Raw genomic sequence first — 16,649 nt, 5'->3', positions numbered from 1 at the left:
CCGTCAATGGCGACCGTAGCGCAAACCATTCTGGCAGATTATTTTGGCCTCCTGCCCTGAATGCAAAAACCGGATATTCTGATTACTGATACTTTTATGGTTCGGTGATCACCATGCGCGATATCCGCTCGCTCGATTTCAACTTGCTGAAAGCCCTCGATGCCCTGTTGGACGAACGTAACGTCACCCGCGCCGCCCAGCGCCTGGGCGTTACCCAACCGGCACTGAGTGGCATGCTGGCGCGCCTGCGTGAGAGTTTTGGTGATCCGCTGTTTACCCGCACCCAGCGTGGCATCGTGCCAACCGCACGGGCGTTAGAACTGGTAGTGCCACTCAAGAACCTGCTGCAAGACATCGAAGGGCTGCTGCAACCGCCAGCCTTTGATCCAGCCACCGCCCGTATGACCTTCAGCATAGCCGCTACCGACTACGCCCTGCGCGCGGTCGGCCGCCCGTTTTTACGCCAGCTGCGCCAGACAGCACCCGGCATTCAGGTGGCGCTGTTACCGGTGCAGGACAAGGAGCTGCATGAGCGGATGGAACGTGGCGACATCGACCTCGCCCTGTTAACCCCGGACATCACCCCCGCCGACCTGCACGCCCGTCGTCTGTTTGATGAAACCTACGTCGTCGCCATGCGTGAGCATCATCCGGCCGCCATCGAAGCTGCGAGCAGCGGCCTGAGCCTCGAACGATTCTGCGCACTGGAACATGTGCTGGTGTCGTACAGCGGCGGCAGCTTCACCGGTATTACCGATGAAGTGCTGGCCCAACAAGGACTGCAACGGCGGGTCATGGTATCGGTGCGCAGCTTCCTGATCGTGCCGGAACTGCTACTCGACAGCGATCTGGTCGCCGTTGTGCCGTCACGGCTGGTGAGTGGTTGGCCGGGGTTAATCACACTGCCACCGCCGGTCGCGATACCGGGCTTTACCAAAACCGCCGCCTGGCATGAACGCGTACACCGCGATCCGGCACAACGCTGGTTAAGGGAGCAGCTGTTTGGGAGTTGTGAAATACCGCTTTGAGCGGATCAAAAAAAGCCCGCCATTTGGCGTAATGCCGATCAGTTAAGCAACCAATGGCATTCTTGCTGCGTGATCTGCACGGCTTGTTAATTGGCCAGGCTGTTTGCCCTCTTGGGGGACCTTGTCCCCCGGCCGGGCGGGCCTCCCCCTGCTTTTGCCCGACTGGGCTCGTTTATCCGAAATTCCCCGACAACGGCGTTTCGACCCCGGCCCGATGGCACATCCATGTGCCAACGGGCCTTGCGGGGCATCCATGCCCCGGCCGGGTCGGCCGTTGCGATGAATTCCGGCTCGCCCAGATGGGCAATTAACGGCAGCCAGCTGCGCTGGGCAAATTCAGCAATCGATGATCAGGCCATTGCAGAGAGAGGGGTCTACCGGGCCGGGGGACAAGGTCCCCCAAGAGGGTATGCGGTGGTGCCAATTAACAAGCTGCAATTGCATCCATGCAGAGTGCTAACGAATCAAAAGCCCGCCATTTGGCGGGCTTTTGATTTCCAGCGTTGCAAACACTTACCGCAGTGCTTGCAGTACCAGATCGGCGACCGGTTCTGACGAGGCCGGGTTTTGGCCGGTGATCAGGCGGCCGTCGCGCACGGCGAACGGTTGGAAGTCGGGGCCGCTTTCATAGTGGGCTCCCAGTTCGCGCAGGCGGGTTTCGAGCAGGAAGGGCATAACGCTGGTGAGTCCGGCGGCGGCTTCTTCGCTATTGCTGAATCCGGCGACTTTGCGGCCGCTGACCAGTGGCTGGCCGGTGGTGTCTTGCAGGTTAACCAGTCCGGCCGGGCCGTGGCATACCGCGGCGAGGATTTTCTGGTTGGCCCAGGCCTGATTCAGCAGCTCGGTCAGTTCGCGGCTGGCGGGCAGGTCCCACATGGTTCCGTGGCCGCCAGGCAGGAAGATCGCGTCGTAGCCGCTGATATCCAGACTCTGGATGCTCAGCGATTGTTGCAGCTGCTGCATGGCGTGGGTGTCGGCCATAAAGCGGCTGACACTGGCCGGGCGGGCCTGTTCGCTGGTGGAGTGGGGATCGAGTGGCACCGCACCGCCTTTGACCGAAGCCAGTTCCACCGTCGCACCGGCATCAACAAAGCGGTAGTAGGGTGTGGTCAGTTCTTCAAACCAGACACCGGTCGGGGTGCTGGTATCCCCCATGGTGGCCTGGGAAGTCAGAATCATCAGAATTCGCATCATGCGTTGGCTCCGGTTGTATCAGCGGCGGGCGGCGATGGCGACGCGTACGAGGCCTTCGATCCATTCCTGGTGGGCGTTTAACATCGGGTTAGGCAGGCTGTTACGCAGGGCGACGGCTGGTTTGCCGTTCTGGGTTTCCTGGGTCAGTACCCGTACGCGGTTGCCCGGAAGGTCTTCAAACAACCAGGCGTGGTGAACGTCGAGGCGTTCGTCGGCGTTACCTTCGACCCAGCCGTGCCAGGCGATACGGGCGGCTTCGCCATTCGCGGGGGCGACAAATTCCACCACCTTGCCTTCAACGGCAAAGCCGAACGTGGTGAAGCGGAAGCGGGCTCCGGCGTTTAGCAGCGGGCCGCTGTTATCGTGAAAACGGATTTCAGAGGCGTTGCTGTACATCACCGGCCAGGCTTCGGTGTTGATCAGTTGTGCCCAGATGTCAGCGGCGCTGAGGTCGGCGATGATGATTTCGTTGGAGACGTAGTTGTCGGTGTTGCCCGGAAGGTATTCCGTGGGCCATACGATATGAGTCATGAGGAACCTGCGTTGGAATCAGTGAAAGATGTTGTCCGGACACTGGTGATGATGCGGATGTGGCGGATATAAGGCCAATCCTGAAATTTTATTTCTGTTATCGCATGGCTTTATATCTGGGTTTATGGCCGGTTTTTGATCGCAGTGGATGGCGGGCAGTTATGCACATCACGCAGCGTTCCCACGCTGGCGATGCCGTGGGAACGAGGTAATCAAGTGGGGCGGGGTTGGTCAGTTGCGCTGCTGGATGACGGCGTCGATATCGGCAGCGGTATGGCGTTCGCGCAGTTGTTCGAGGGTTTCGCCCCAGGTTTTGTTGACGATACGGCCGCGTTGCACTGCCGGGCGGGCGTCGATGGTATTGGCCCAGCGCAGAACGTTCTGGTAGCTGCTTGCGTCGATAAACTCGGCGGCGTCGTACAGGCGTCCGAGAACGATGCCGCCATACCATGGCCAGATGGCCATGTCGGCGATGCTGTATTCGGCGCCAGCGACAAATTCATGGTTGGCCAGCTGGCGATCCAGTACGTCGAGCTGGCGTTTGATTTCCATGGTGTAGCGGTTGATCGGGTATTCGTATTTTTCCGGGGCGTAGGCGTAAAAGTGCCCGAAACCGCCGCCGAGTATCGGTGCGCTGCCCATCTGCCAGAACAACCAGCTCAGGCATTCGGTGCGTCCGGCGGAGTCTTTTGGAATAAAGGCTTCAAACTTGTCGGCCAGATACAGCAGGATGGCGCCGGATTCGAACACCCGTTGTGGTGGGTTAACGGAGTGGTCCATCAGGGCTGGAATCTTGGAGTTGGGGTTAACTTCTACAAACCCGGAGCCAAACTGGTCGCCGGATAATATCTCGATCATCCAGGCATCGTATTCGGCTGCGCTGATACCTGCAGCCAGCAGTTCTTCCAGCAGAATCGTTACCTTGACGCCATTCGGGGTTGCCATGGAATACAGCTGCAGCGGTTGTGCTCCGACCGGCAGTTCGCGTTGGTGGGTGGCTCCGGCGATGGGGCGGTTGATGCTGGCAAACTTGCCGCCATTGTCGGCATCCCACTTCCAGACTTTGGGCGGCGTGTAGTGACTGGTCATGTTCAAACCTCGTGTGATGAGTTTTTCCCAGTGTAACGGTGTGTTGGGGCGGAAACAGTACGGCTAATGGCACGCTGTTGTGTGCCATTGGCCGTAAAAAGCGGGATTAAGGACACTCTGAATAACTCTGCACAGCTCTGCGCGAGCGCTGCAGCGCGTGTGAGCAAGGCGACGAACGCAGCGAAATGACAAGTCCTTTTCAAGTTCGTCAACACCGCTCAAATGCGCTGCAGCCCGCGCCCTTCGGGGCTTTCGGGATGGCGATGACTCGGTGTCGCCGGTTTTTGACGTAGCCCGCTATGCCATCAAACCGGCTTCGTGATTCATCGCCATCCCGATAAGCCAGAGCGGGCACCGAGTTATTCAGAGGGTCCTTAACTGTCCGCGAATGTATCCGCGGATCAACGCGCCAGTGTGTAACGTTCCAGCCAGTGGGCGTATGACGGTGGCAGCACCCACGAAGGCTTGTTAATACCCAGTTCGGTGGCGGCGAAATACGGCCAGTTCGGGTTGGCCAGATGCGCCTTGCCAATCATCACCACGTCGAGTTTTTGCTCGGCGATCATACGTTCGGCATTGGCGGGCAAATCGAAGCCCCAGGCCGATGCGACCGGAATACCTGCTTCGTTACGCACGCGCTGGGCGATGTCGCCCAGGAATGCCGGGCCCCATGGAATATTGGCGTTGGGGGTGCTGAAGCCCATGCTGACACTGAGCATATCCAGACCAATAGCCTTGAACTTGCGGGTCAGCTCGATGGATTCGAGCAGGGTTTCCTCGTCGCGGCCGTCAAACTCCAGTACCCCGAAACGGGCGGTAAACGGCAGGTTTTCCGGCCAGACTTCACGCACAGCACGCATGGTTTCCAGCAGGAAGCGGCCACGATTGTCCGCGCTGCCGCCGTATTGGTCGGTGCGTTGGTTGGCGTGTACCGAGAAGAAGCTCTGGGCCAGATAACCGTGGGCAAAGTGTAATTCCAGCCACTGGTAACCGGCGTCGCGGGCACGAATCGCCGCGCTGACAAAGTCGTCGCGTACGCGCTGGATATCGGCCAGGGTCATTTCCCGTGGCACTTTCGGCAGGTGATTACTGAAGGCAATGGCCGACGGAGAAATCGTGGCCCAACCACGTGGATCATCGGCGGCGATATGGTCGTCACCTTGCCACGGCAGGTTGGCGCTGGCTTTGCGACCGGCATGGCCAATCTGGATACCCGGAACGGCACCGGCGGCCTTGATGGACTGTACGATCTGGCGATGACCTTCGATCTGGCCATCTTCCCACAGGCCCAGACATCCGGGGGTGATGCGGCCGTCGGCGGATACCCCGGTGGCTTCCACAATTACCAGACCGGCACCACCGCGGGCGAGGGCGGCATAGTGCACCTGATGCCAGTCGTTGGTGTAACCGTCGGTGGCGGTGTATTGGCACATCGGTGGCACCGCGATGCGGTTACGCAGGGTGACATCCTTGAGGGAATATTCGGAAAACAGTGCAGACATACAAGGCTCCTTGGATGGCTCGATCAGGGGGAAATCCCTGCCGTGTCGACCGTTGGTCTGGCGTGCGGCAGAGGACTCAGAGAGTGCTTTATAGGCTATCGGCTGTTTGCTATAAGTTGAACCTGTGATGACTTATCCGATTTATAAGAGTTCATTATGCTTAATCCCCAGTGGTTACGATCCTTCGCTGCTCTGAACGAACACGGCAGCTTTACCCGTGCGGCCGATGTGCTGGGGCTGACTCAGGCGGCGGTGAGCCAGCATGTGCGGCATCTGGAGGACGAACACGGCACGCTGGTGTTGCGTCATCCGCGCCGGATTGAAGTGACTCCGGCGGGTAAGGCAGTGCTGGCCTACTGGCAGGACATGCGTGAAGCCCACGAGTGTTTGCAGCAACGGCTGGCGGAACAGACGTCGATGGATGGCCATGTGCGGCTGATTACACCGGGCAGTGTTGGCATGTTGTTGTACCCGTTCCTGCTCGACCTGCAGGTGGAAAAACCGGGGCTGATTGTGCAGCACCGTTTCGCGCCGGATGCCGAGGTGGAAGAGGGCGTATTGTCGGGCATCTGGGACCTCGGGGTGTTGCCGTTCCGGCCGGATTCCGAGCGACTGTTTTCCAGCCAGTTCTGTCGCGAACCGCTGGAGCTGGTGGTGCCAGCCGGTGAAACCGTGAATGACTGGTCCGATCTGCAACGGTTGGGGTTTGTGGGTCATCCGGATGGCAAGGCGATCGCCACGCGCCTGTTTGCACGCTGGTTTCCGGGCAATCCCGGAGTCGAAACCTTGCCCTGTAAAGGCTTTATCAATCAGGTGGCGCTGATACCGGAACCGGTGGCGCGCGGGTTGGGTTTTACTGTGTTACCTCGTTATGCGCGGCTGGCGTATCCGCATCAGGAGCGTATTCAGGTGCTGGATCTCGGCCCGCAGGTGTGGGATACCCTGTGGCTGATTTTCCGTCAGGACTGGCCGTTAACCAGCCGCGCCCGGTATGTGGTGGAGCGGTTGAATAGTCGATCTTGTATGGTGGATGGGTATCTGAAGCCGGTGGGTTGAGGTTGTTTTGTTGCCAAGCAGCGGTTTTTGCTTTGTCAGACGTCAGACGTCAGACGTCAGACGCTTCGCGGCTACTCGGCTTGTTAATTGGCCAGGCTGTTTGCCCTCTTGGGGGACCTTGTCCCCCGGCCGGGCGGGCCTCCCCCTGCTTTTGCCCGGCTGGGCTCGTGTCTCCGGTTTTCACCGACAACGGCGTTTCGCCCCCGGCCCGATGGCACATCCCTGTGCCAACGGGCCTTGCGGGGCATCCATGCCCCGGCTGGGTCGGCCGTTGCGGTGAATCCCGGCTCGCCCAGATGGGCATTGGGCAGCCAGCGGAGCTGGGTTAAATCGGTGTAAATAGATGCTCGTTTGTAGAGTGGGCATTTATGCCCACAAAAAATCGCGCCCGATGCCCGACGCCCGACTTCTGGCGGCTACTCGGCTTGTTAATTTGCCAGTCCGCTTGCCCTCTTGGGGGACCTTGTCCCCCGGCCGGGCGGGCCTCCCCCTGCTTTTGCCCTGCTGGGCTCGTTTTTCCGGTATTCACCGACAACGGCTGATCGACCCCGGCCCGATGGTACATCCCTGTACCAACGGGCCTTGCGGGGCATCCATGCCCCGGCTGGGTCGGCCGTTGCGGTGAATCCCGGCTCGCCCAGATGGGCATTGGGCAGCCAGCGGAGCTGGGTTAAATCGGTGTAAATAGATGCTCGTTTGTAGAGTGGGCATTTATGCCCACAAAAAATCGCGCCCGATGCCCGACGCCCGACTTCTGGCGGCTACTCGGCTTGTTAATTTGCCAGTCCGCTTGCCCTCTTGGGGGACCTTGTCCCCCGGCCGGGCGGGCCTCCCCCTGCTTTTGCCCTGCTGGGCTCGTTTTTCCGGTATTCACCGACAACGGCTGATCGACCCCGGCCCGATGGTACATCCCTGTACCAACGGGCCTTGCGGGGCATCCATGCCCCGGCTGGGTCGGCCGTTGCGGTGAATCCCGGCTCGCCCAGATGGGCATTGGGCAGCCAGCGGAGCTGGGTTAAATCGGTGTAAATAGATGCTCGTTTGTAGAGTGGGCATTTATGCCCACAAAAAATCGCGCCCGACGCCCGACGCCCGACCAGAATCTTTACTGCAGCAGTACCTGCAGGGCGTATTCCGCGACTTCTTTATCCTGTTCGGCGGTGGCGCCGGATACGCCGATGCCCCCAATCACTTCTCCGTCCATGCGAATCGGCAGGCCGCCGGCGAATCCGGTGAGGCCGCCGCCGATCAGTTCAATACCGGTGAGGTGTGCTTCGCGCATGACCTTGCCGAAATCGCCGGTGTCGGCATGGAAATACAGCGCGGTTTTGGCTTTGCGTTGGCTGACGTCTACCGGGCCCAGGCGGGCTTTGTCCATACGCAGGAATCCTTGCAGGTTGGCACCGTCGTCTACCACGGCAACACAGATCTGAACGCCAATTTCCTCGGCTTTTTCTACTGCCTTGCTGAGCATCTGGCGGATTTGCAGGTCGGTCAAACGGGTCATGGCGGGCTCCTTTAGCCGTGTTAGGAAGCGCCATGGTAACCAGCGTGGCCGGTCCTCAACAGTAACAAAAACGGGATATTGACCCCCCTTTTGTGCACGTCTGCCGTCGCGCTGAGGAGCAGAGCAACCCGCTGCTGGAATCATCGGCCTTTGTAATCCCGATAATGGTGGTTTTGATACCCTGAGGGTATCGAGCAGGCAATTAAATAGTATTAGATGGTATGTGACGCTTTCTCTAACCTGACCTCTGAATCCGCTGCTTCCCGGCGACCAGCAATCAATACAAAAACAGGTCGAGGTTCCAGATATGCGCCAGATCGATAACTTCATTAATGGTGTTTTCCTGCCAGCGAGCCACAGCCGCCGCTTTGAAAAACGCTCCCCCGTTGATAACCGCGTGATTGCCTCGATCGCCGAAGCCAGCCATGCCGATGTGGATATGGCGGTGAAAGCGGCGCGTGCTGCACTGAATGGCGAGTGGGGTCGCCTGACTCAGGATCAGCGTGTTGATCTGCTGTATGCCGTGGCCGATGAAATCACCCGCCGTTTCGACGATTTTGTGGATGCCGAAATGGAAGACACCGGCCAGCCGGAACACGTGATGAAGCATGTGTTTATTCCGCGCGGTGCTGCCAACTTCAAGATTTTCGCTGACGTTATCAAAAACGTTCCGACCGAATCCTTTATGACCGACACCCCGGACGGCCGTGGTGCGCTCAACTACGCCATTCGCAAACCGAAAGGTGTCATCGGCGTGATTTCCCCATGGAACGCGCCTTTCCTGCTGATGACCTGGAAAGTCGGCCCGGCGCTGGCCTGTGGTAACACCGTGCTGGTGAAGCCGTCTGAAGAAACTCCGTTCACCGCCGCCCTGCTGGGTGAGGTGATGAACAAGGTCGGTATTCCGGCCGGTGTGTACAACGTGGTGAACGGTTTTGGCCCGGACTCCGCCGGTGAATTTATTACCTCCCATCCGGGTGTGGATGCCATCACCTTCACCGGCGAAACCCGCACCGGCACCGCCATCATGAAAGCGGCTGCCACCGGCACCCGTGATGTGTCGTTCGAAATGGGCGGCAAAAACGCCGGTATCGTATTTGCGGATGCCGACTTCGACGAAGCCGTTAACGGCATCTTCCGCTCGGCTTTCCTGAACACCGGGCAAGTGTGTCTGGGTACCGAACGGGTGTACGTCGAGCGTCCGATTTTCGACAAGTTCGTAACAGCGCTGAAGGCCAAGGCCGAAGGTGTGAAGTTTGGTCGCCCGAGTGATCACGGTTCCAACTATGGCCCGCTGATCAGCCGTGAACACCAGACCAAGGTGCTGAGCTACTACCAAAAAGCCGTTGAAGAAGGTGCCACCGTGGTGACCGGTGGTGGTGTGCCAGAGATGCAGGGCGAACTGGCCGAAGGTAACTGGGTGCAACCTACCATCTGGACCGGCCTGCCAGAAACCGCAGCGGTGGTGCGTGAAGAAATCTTCGGGCCGTGCTGCCACATCAGCCCGTTCGACAGCGAAGACGAAGTGGTGGCCAAGGCCAACGATACCGAATACGGCCTTTCTACCACCATCTGGACCACCAACCTGACCCGTGCCCACCGCATGGCCGGTCGTATCGACGTGGGGATCACCTGGATCAACTCCTGGTTCCTGCGCGACCTGCGCACCGCTTTTGGTGGCACCAAACAGTCCGGTATTGGTCGTGAGGGTGGTGTGCACTCGCTGGAGTTCTACACCGAATTACGCAACGTCTGCGTGAAGCTGTAAGGGGGCATCATGGATAACAACCTGATTACTCGCCTCGGCGACCGCTTGTACGAAGCCTTTGTGGAACAGAAAACCCTGGTGCCGTTCACCGAGCAGTACCCGGAGATCACCCTCGAAGACGCCTACCAGATTCAGGAGCGTTTTATTGAACGCCGCCTGCAAGCCGGTGAAGTGGTGGTGGGCAAAAAGATCGGTGTGACCAGCAAGCCGGTACAGCAGTTTCTGGGCGTGTATCAGCCGGACTTTGGTCAGCTGACCTCCAACATGATTTACGCCGAAGGCGACGTGATGAATCTGGATGAGCTGATCCAGCCGAAAGCGGAAGCCGAGCTGGCGTTTATCCTCAAGGAAGATCTGGTCGGCCCCGGCATTACTGCCATGGACGTGATTCGCGCCACCGACTACGTGGTGCCCTGCTTCGAGATCGTCGATTCCCGTATCGACAACTGGAAGATCCGCATTCAGGACACCGTGGCCGACAACGCCTCCTGTGGTGTGTACGTGCTGGGGGAAACCCGTGGTGATCCGAAAAAACTCGACCTGACCCTGGCCGGTATGGTGCTGGAGAAAAACGGCGAGTTGCTGAGCACTTCTGCCGGTGCCGCCGTACAAGGCAGCCCGGCCAACGCCGTGGCCTGGCTGGCCAACACCCTTGGCGCGCTCGGTATTCCGTTCAAGGCCGGTGAAGTGATTCTGTCGGGCTCGCAATCCCAGCTGGTGGACATCGCCGATGGCGACACCCTCACCTGCACCGTGGGTGGGCTGGGTAGCTGCAGCGTCAGCTTCAAGGGCCGCACCGCCGTGCAGCGTAAAACACAGGAGCAGCAGGCATGAGCAAGAACATTACTCTGAGCCGTGAAGACATCGTGCGTCTGTGTGAGCGCGTTGAAGGCGCACAGATGCGGGCGGTGGCGATTCCGAAGCTCACCGACGAATACCCGTCGATGACCATGGATGACGGTTACGCCATCCAGACCGAACTGCGCAAACGTTTTATCGAAAAGGGCCACAAGCTGGTGGGCTGGAAAGCCGGCCTGACTTCCAAGGCCAAGATGAAACAGATGGGCGTCGAAGTGCCGTCGATTGGTTTCCTCACCGACCGTATGGCGGTGCCGGAAGGCGGCAAGATTTCCGTTGGTGCGCTGGTGCATCCGCGCGTTGAGTGTGAAATCGCCTTTGTCACCAGCCAGGACCTCGAAGGCCCACGCTGCACTGCCGAACAGGTGTTAGCTGCTACCGATTACGTGCTGCCTGCTATCGAAATCATCGACTCGCGTTTCCAGAAGTTCAGCTTCGACCTGCAAAGCGTGATTGCCGATAACGGCTCGTCGGCCCGTTTTGTGGGTGGCGGTCGTCCGCGTTACGCCAGTGAGCTGGACCTGCGCACCCTCGGCGTGGTGATGGAAAAGAACGGCGAAATCGTCGAAATGGGCGCTGGAGCCGCTGTGATGAACAACCCGGCAGAAGCAGTCGCCATGCTGGTGAATATCCTGCACGGCATGGGTGAATACTTGCCGAAGGGCAGCTTCGTGATGAGTGGTGGCATTACCGCTGCGGTTGCCGTGCAGCCGGGTGATTTTGTCAGCGCCCGCTTCCAGGAACTCGGCACCGTATCGGTTTCGTTCACTGAATAACCCAAGCCCGGCCTGCTTGGCAGGCCCGGCCACACAATAAAAACGAGGGCGTACTCATGCCTATTATCGAAATGCACATGCTGGAAGGGCGTTCTCTCGAAGAGAAAGCGCGTCTGGCCGAGAAGGTCACCGCTGCCTGCGTTGAAGCGCTGGATTGCAGCCCGATGACCGTTCGTATCCTGATTACCGAACACAAGAACGGCGAGTTTTTTGTCGGCGGCAAGGCCGGTCGTGCTTCTGATCAGGCCGCCGCCGCACAGGCAGCTGCTGCACAAGCCGCCGATTCTGCTGCTTCTGCCAATAAGGCCGACTGAGCCCATCAACCCCTTCAAGGAGAACATCATGGCCAAAATCAAATGTGCCCTGATCGGTTCCGGCAACATCGGCACCGACCTGATCTACAAGATCAAACGCAGCCCGGTGCTGGAACCTGTATGGATGGTGGGGATCGACCCGGAATCCGAAGGCCTGAAACGCGCCGCCGCCATGGGCCTGAAAACCACCCACCTGGGTGTGGATGGCCTGCTGCCACACGTGCTGGCGGATGAAATCCAGATCGCATTCGACGCTACTTCTGCCTACGTGCACGCCGAAAACTCGCGCAAGCTCAACGAGCTGGGCGTGCTGATGATCGACCTGACCCCGGCAGCGATTGGCCCGCTGTGTGTGCCACCGGTGAACCTGAAAGAACACGCCGAACGCGCCGAAAAGAACGTCAACATGATCAGCTGCGCCGGTCAGGCCACTATCCCGATTGTGAACGCGGTATCGCAGATCCAGACCGTTGAATACGCCGAGATCATTGCCTCGCTGTCGTCCAAATCCGTAGGCCCGGGTACTCGCGCCAACCTCGACGAGTTCACCTACACCACCTCCAACGCCATCGAAAAAGTCGGCGGCGCCAAAAAGGGCAAGGCGCTGTGCATCATCAACCCGGCCGAACCGCCGATGATCATGCGTAACACCATCTATTGCCTGACCGCTGATAAGCCAGATGAAGAGGCTATCACCCGTTCAGTGCTGAAGATGATCAAGGAAGTCCAGAAGTACGTACCTGGCTACCGTCTGGTTAACGGCCCGGTGTTCGACGAAGTGCCGCAAGGCCATCGTGTTGCGGTGTTTATGGAAGTGGCTGGCCTGGGGGATTACCTGCCGACCTACGCCGGTAACCTCGACATCATGACCGCCGCCGGTACTCGTACCGCTGAAATGTTCGCCGAGAAAATGCTGGCGGGCGAATACAACCTCAAAGCACAGGAGGCTTGATCATGGCCAAGCGTTTGAAAGGTCGAAACATCACCCTGCACGACATGTGTCTGCGTGATGGCATGCACGCCAAGCGTGAACAGATCAGTGTTGCCGAGATGGTCCGTATCGCCAAAGGTCTGGACGATGCCGGTATCCCGTACCTGCAATGCACCCACGGTGCCGGTCTGGGCGGCAACTCCCTGCAACACGGTTTTGCCCTGGCCTCCAACGAGGAATACATCAGCGCCGTGGCCTCGGCGGTGAAGAACGCCAAGGTATCGGTACTGCTGCTGCCAGGCCTCGGCACCATGCGCGAACTGAAAAGTGCCTATAAAGAAGGCGCCCGTTCCGTGCACGTGGCGACTCACTGCACCGAAGCTGACACCTCACCACAGCACATTGCCTGTGCCCGTGAACTCGGCATGGACACCACCGGCTTCCTGATGATGGCGCACCTCAACGACGCCAAAGGTCTGGTTAAACAGGCCAAACTGATGGAATCCTACGGCGCCCAGACGGTGTACGTGACCGACTCCGCCGGCTTTATGCTGCCGGAAGACGTGACCGAACGCATCGAAGCCCTGCGTGACGCCCTCGACCCGAAAACCGAAATCGGTTTCCACGGCCACCACAACATGGGCATGGGCATCGCCAACTCCATCGCCGCCGTTGAAGCCGGTGCCTCCCGCATCGACGCCTCCGTCGCCGGTATGGGCGCAGGCGCAGGCAACACCCCGCTGGAAGTGTTCGTCGCCGTGGTTGAACGTATGGGCGCCAACACCGGCACCGACCTGTTCAAACTCATGGACCTCGCCGAAGACGTGATCGTACCGGTAATGGAAAAACCGGTACGTATCGACCGCGACTCCCTGACCCTCGGCTACGCCGGTGTGTACTCCACCTTCCTGCTGCACGCCAAACGCGCCGCCGAACGCTTCGGCGTACCGGCCCGTGACGTACTGGTGGAACTCGGCCGCAAGAAGATGATTGGTGGTCAGGAAGACATGATCATCGACACCGCCATGACCATGGCCAAAGAACGCGGTCTGCTGAAAGAAAAGACCCTGGAAGAGCTGTAAAAGCCCTTCGTTGCTCCCGCTCCTGTGTGGAAGCAACGTCAGTCAGCGAACTGATCAGGCGTTCGAAACATAAAACCCCGGAGCGCAAGCAACGGGGTTTTGTTTTATCCAGTATTAAATGCAGAACGCATCTGTTCCTGTTCGGCTCGGCTGATTCCAATCCGGGTCGCCACCTGCTGCCATTGCGATACCGCCTGAATCACTTCGACAAATATCTGTTCTGCCTTGTCCTCTTCCAATTGGAAGAACGGAATGACTTCGAAAGCGAGTTCGTAACTCAGGCTGTTGTCTTTATCGTCGATATTGAGATGCAGGCCCTGAGCAGCAGGGACCGGGTTAATGTCATAGGCCGGTGACAAGCGCCAACCTCTGTTCTGAAACAGAAATCCGTGATTGCGCAGATGATCGTCACTGTTGGATACCGCAATGTTGAACACAATTCGCCGCCATAGCTGTTCAAGATCGGCTCGGGTATTGCTGCCGTGGTGAACCAGAAACTCAGCCAACTCCAGATAACTCGCGCCAGTGTCACCATCGTAGTAACCCAACTGGGTCATGGCGGAAGAAAAATGCAGGCGTCGCTTTTCCATACGATCAAAGCGTTTGGCCAGAAACGTGTGGTGATCCGAGTGGTATCGCTCAATTCGGCACTCGGCCATATCGATACCCGCCTGAATGGCCAATTGATATGTCAGATACTCCCAGGCTCCCACGTCGTGGTCGTCGTAGCGACTGGGAAATTTGGCAATCCATAGATCGCCTTGTTCATCGGTTACTGACGCCTTCGGGCGTGCTCCTCCCAAAGATGACCCCGGAGAAATCAGCATAAACAACCACTTGATGTACTCCGGATCATCCGGATCGTTATGCATTTCAATATTGCGGGCGGCCTGCTCAAGCTCTCGCAGTGAGGTCATGGGAGGAGCGGCAAGCCGGTGATCGTTATTGAGAAATGCCCCATCAGGTTCGGTTTTATAACGCATGGCCCCCATGCGGCATTCATCGTAAACACCCAGCAGATAATCACTGTCGAGCAGGGTTCTGGCTTTTCGATTCTGCTGGCGAGCCAAAACGGCCTCGCGACGTTGCATTAATAACCGGCCCCAGCGATCCGGACAGGAGTCCAGAAAGGTTCTGAAGTTACGGTCATCCTGCGAGTGTTGCGCCCCTTGAAATAACAACAACTCCGGATCAATGCGCAGATACAGGGCATCTTCGCGAGCCAGCCAATCCCTGGCATAAGCAAAACTGAAATGCTCTTTGCCTCGGGCCTGATTTGCCATCAGAGTCCCGATCAAAAGCGGCTTTTCCCCCAGCCAGTCTCCATACACTTCAATTTGACGGCTCATGAAGGCTTTTCCTGATCGCTGACAGGTGCAGTCTGTCTGGCTTTCTCCAGCAAGGCTTGAATACGACCGGAGGCAGAAGAGTTTGCATCAGGAGAAGGGGGCTGAGTGGCTTTGTCGCGGTTAGCGCTGCCGGAAGCGGAAGACTTGAGCAACTCAATATCTTGCAGTTTTTGTCCGAGGACATCGTCTGAACCAACCGCTGCCATATCGGCCGCCAGCCCCAGAACCGACAACACCCGCAAATAGTGTCCGATCGATACCGTGGATTCGCCACGCTCGATATTGCGCAACGTCGGTTTGGAGAAACCGGTACGTTCCGCCAGCATCGTCTGGGTCAGCTTGCGACGCTTCATGGCAAGCCGGATATTCTCACCCAGCTGTCGCAGAATGTTCTGTTCCTCTGGGAACATGGTGGATTGTCTGGCTTTTCTCATGAAACTATAATTTCACTAAGTGTTAATTAATGAAATTATAGTTTCATTTTGTGAGGTGGCAATAGCGGTCAGGTGGACGAGTGCCGTGCCTGATTGGTGTGGTTTTCAGGAGTGGGAGGAGCGATAGGACTCTGGCCCGGGTGTTATCTACCAGCAGAGGCAGCCGTTGGCTGCGCGGGCTGTGCAATCTGCGTAGCCGTCGCTGTTGATGCAGGAGCTGCTGTTAGCTGCGAAGACTGAGCAAGAAACCCTCCCTTGGCTCTCGGTAATCCTGAGCCAATCGGATCACAGTTAAAAAACAAAACCCCGTTGCTTGCGCTCCGGGGTTTTGTTTTTTGAGGCTGCTATGGCTGATGTATATTGCCTCGTCGCTGCCAACGGAGCCTGCCAGTGGAAAACCTCAAAACTGCCGTCGAACTTGCTGTCGGGTCTGGCAAGGCACTGCCGTTTGCCTGCTTTTCGTCGGTATACGAACAACGTATCGCCAACGTACCGATTTCACGGCCGTTGCTGGTGTGTGTGCTGGATGGCTGCAAACAGCTGCTTGGTGAAACTGAAGTCACCGGCCAGGCGGGCGATTTTCTTCTGCTCTCCAATCATGCGGCGCTGGAAATGCGCAACGTGCCGTCTGGCAACGGTTATCGGGCCTTGCTGATCGAATTTGAATACGAAGATTTCCTGCCCTTTATTGGCAAGGGCCGCAGTCGTGACAAATACCTGCGTGGCGAACTGAGCCCTTTGCTGGGCCGAACTCTTACCCAGTTTGTGGAGTGGGCGACCTGGGCTCCACAACACCTGTGGCCATTGCGCCGTCAGGAAATTCTGCATGCACTCTGGCATGAGGGCTTTCACCAGATCGGCCAGATGATCGAACCACCGGGGCTGTCGCACCAGATCTACAACCGCCTGGCGGCCAATCCAGCCAGTGATCCTGGCAGTGCCGAGCTGGCAGCGGCATTGGCCATGAGTGAATCGACCCTGCGACGCAGGCTGCGCCAGGAAAACACCAGCCTGACCACGCTGCGCGATCAGGCCCGACTGGGCGTCGCCCTGACACTGCTGCAGACCACTGAGCTGCCGGTGGCGATGGTCGCTGAACGTTGCGGTTATCAATCACACTCGCGTTTTACTGACCGCTTCCGGCAGACCTTTGGTCTGACGCCATCGGAGTTACGTAAAACCCGAATGACCGGATAAGGCGAAAAGTTGGCAGCGCTGGTACTAATGGCG

16 protein-coding genes are annotated in these 16,649 nt (G+C 58.3%); 9 read left to right on the top strand and 7 right to left on the bottom strand.

Annotated features, from left to right (window positions below; all coding sequences use genetic code 11):
• Positions 1-113 precede the first annotated feature (113 nt).
• Positions 114-1,028: a LysR family transcriptional regulator gene (locus OUO13_RS05955; RefSeq protein WP_283172944.1), complete on the top strand. Its 915-nt coding sequence runs from the start codon at positions 114-116 to the stop codon at positions 1,026-1,028.
• Between the two features lie 513 nt (positions 1,029-1,541).
• Here OUO13_RS05955 and OUO13_RS05950 read toward each other — a convergent pair.
• From OUO13_RS05950 to OUO13_RS05935, 4 genes are all read right to left on the bottom strand, one after another.
• Positions 1,542-2,222, bottom strand: coding sequence for a type 1 glutamine amidotransferase domain-containing protein (locus OUO13_RS05950; RefSeq protein ID WP_283172943.1), 681 nt, complete (start codon positions 2,220-2,222; stop codon positions 1,542-1,544).
• An 18-nt stretch (positions 2,223-2,240) separates the two neighbouring features.
• On the bottom strand, positions 2,241-2,753 hold the full coding sequence (locus OUO13_RS05945) for an SRPBCC family protein (protein ID WP_283172942.1): 513 nt from the start codon (positions 2,751-2,753) through the stop codon (positions 2,241-2,243).
• A 231-nt stretch (positions 2,754-2,984) separates the two neighbouring features.
• Positions 2,985-3,842: a glutathione-dependent disulfide-bond oxidoreductase gene (gene yghU / locus OUO13_RS05940; protein WP_283172941.1), complete on the bottom strand. Its 858-nt coding sequence runs from the start codon at positions 3,840-3,842 to the stop codon at positions 2,985-2,987.
• A 401-nt stretch (positions 3,843-4,243) separates the two neighbouring features.
• Positions 4,244-5,344 (bottom strand): NADH:flavin oxidoreductase/NADH oxidase, encoded by a 1,101-nt coding sequence (locus OUO13_RS05935; protein WP_283172940.1) that lies wholly within the window; start codon positions 5,342-5,344, stop codon positions 4,244-4,246.
• Positions 5,345-5,500: 156 nt separating this feature from the next.
• Here OUO13_RS05935 and OUO13_RS05930 point away from each other — a divergent pair, with 156 nt between their 5' ends.
• Positions 5,501-6,400, top strand: a complete 900-nt coding sequence (locus tag OUO13_RS05930) for a LysR family transcriptional regulator (RefSeq protein ID WP_283172939.1) — start codon at positions 5,501-5,503, stop codon at positions 6,398-6,400.
• 1,105 nt (positions 6,401-7,505) lie between these two features.
• Here the strand turns inward: OUO13_RS05930 and OUO13_RS05925 are convergent.
• A complete protein-coding gene (locus OUO13_RS05925; protein WP_283172938.1) occupies positions 7,506-7,907 on the bottom strand; it encodes a GlcG/HbpS family heme-binding protein in 402 nt (133 codons plus the stop codon).
• Between the two features lie 307 nt (positions 7,908-8,214).
• Between OUO13_RS05925 and OUO13_RS05920 the strand changes: the two genes are divergently transcribed.
• The 6 genes from OUO13_RS05920 to dmpG are packed head-to-tail and all read left to right on the top strand — an operon-like array spanning position 8,215 to position 13,636.
• Positions 8,215-9,675: a 2-hydroxymuconic semialdehyde dehydrogenase gene (locus OUO13_RS05920; protein ID WP_283172937.1), complete on the top strand. Its 1,461-nt coding sequence runs from the start codon at positions 8,215-8,217 to the stop codon at positions 9,673-9,675.
• 9 nt (positions 9,676-9,684) lie between these two features.
• Positions 9,685-10,509, top strand: coding sequence for a 2-oxopent-4-enoate hydratase (gene dmpE / locus OUO13_RS05915; RefSeq protein WP_283172936.1), 825 nt, complete (start codon positions 9,685-9,687; stop codon positions 10,507-10,509).
• On the top strand, positions 10,506-11,309 hold the full coding sequence (gene dmpH, locus OUO13_RS05910; protein WP_283172935.1) for a 2-oxo-3-hexenedioate decarboxylase: 804 nt from the start codon (positions 10,506-10,508) through the stop codon (positions 11,307-11,309). The genes dmpE and dmpH overlap by 4 nt, the downstream gene beginning before the upstream one ends.
• 56 nt (positions 11,310-11,365) lie before the next feature.
• Positions 11,366-11,623, top strand: a complete 258-nt coding sequence (locus OUO13_RS05905) for a tautomerase family protein (RefSeq protein WP_283172934.1) — start codon at positions 11,366-11,368, stop codon at positions 11,621-11,623.
• A 28-nt stretch (positions 11,624-11,651) separates the two neighbouring features.
• Positions 11,652-12,575, top strand: coding sequence for an acetaldehyde dehydrogenase (acetylating) (locus OUO13_RS05900; protein ID WP_428982321.1), 924 nt, complete (start codon positions 11,652-11,654; stop codon positions 12,573-12,575).
• Between the two features lie 2 nt (positions 12,576-12,577).
• Positions 12,578-13,636 (top strand): 4-hydroxy-2-oxovalerate aldolase, encoded by a 1,059-nt coding sequence (gene dmpG, locus OUO13_RS05895; RefSeq protein ID WP_283172933.1) that lies wholly within the window; start codon positions 12,578-12,580, stop codon positions 13,634-13,636.
• Positions 13,637-13,740: 104 nt separating this feature from the next.
• Here dmpG and OUO13_RS05890 read toward each other — a convergent pair whose 3' ends face one another.
• Positions 13,741-14,985: a type II toxin-antitoxin system HipA family toxin gene (locus OUO13_RS05890; RefSeq protein ID WP_283172932.1), complete on the bottom strand. Its 1,245-nt coding sequence runs from the start codon at positions 14,983-14,985 to the stop codon at positions 13,741-13,743.
• Positions 14,982-15,395 (bottom strand): helix-turn-helix domain-containing protein, encoded by a 414-nt coding sequence (locus OUO13_RS05885; protein ID WP_283172931.1) that lies wholly within the window; start codon positions 15,393-15,395, stop codon positions 14,982-14,984. Before OUO13_RS05885 ends, OUO13_RS05890 begins: the two co-directional genes overlap by 4 nt.
• A 414-nt stretch (positions 15,396-15,809) precedes the next feature.
• Here OUO13_RS05885 and OUO13_RS05880 point away from each other — a divergent pair, with 414 nt between their 5' ends.
• Positions 15,810-16,616, top strand: coding sequence for a helix-turn-helix transcriptional regulator (locus OUO13_RS05880; protein WP_283172930.1), 807 nt, complete (start codon positions 15,810-15,812; stop codon positions 16,614-16,616).
• Positions 16,617-16,649 lie beyond the last annotated feature (33 nt).

The sequence above is a fragment of the Parathalassolituus penaei genome (genome assembly GCF_026626885.1).
GTDB lineage: Bacteria > Pseudomonadota > Gammaproteobacteria > Pseudomonadales > Oceanobacteraceae > Oceanobacter > Oceanobacter penaei.
Note: the sequence above shows the minus strand (reverse complement) of the source record. Positions and strands in the feature narration are given on the sequence as shown.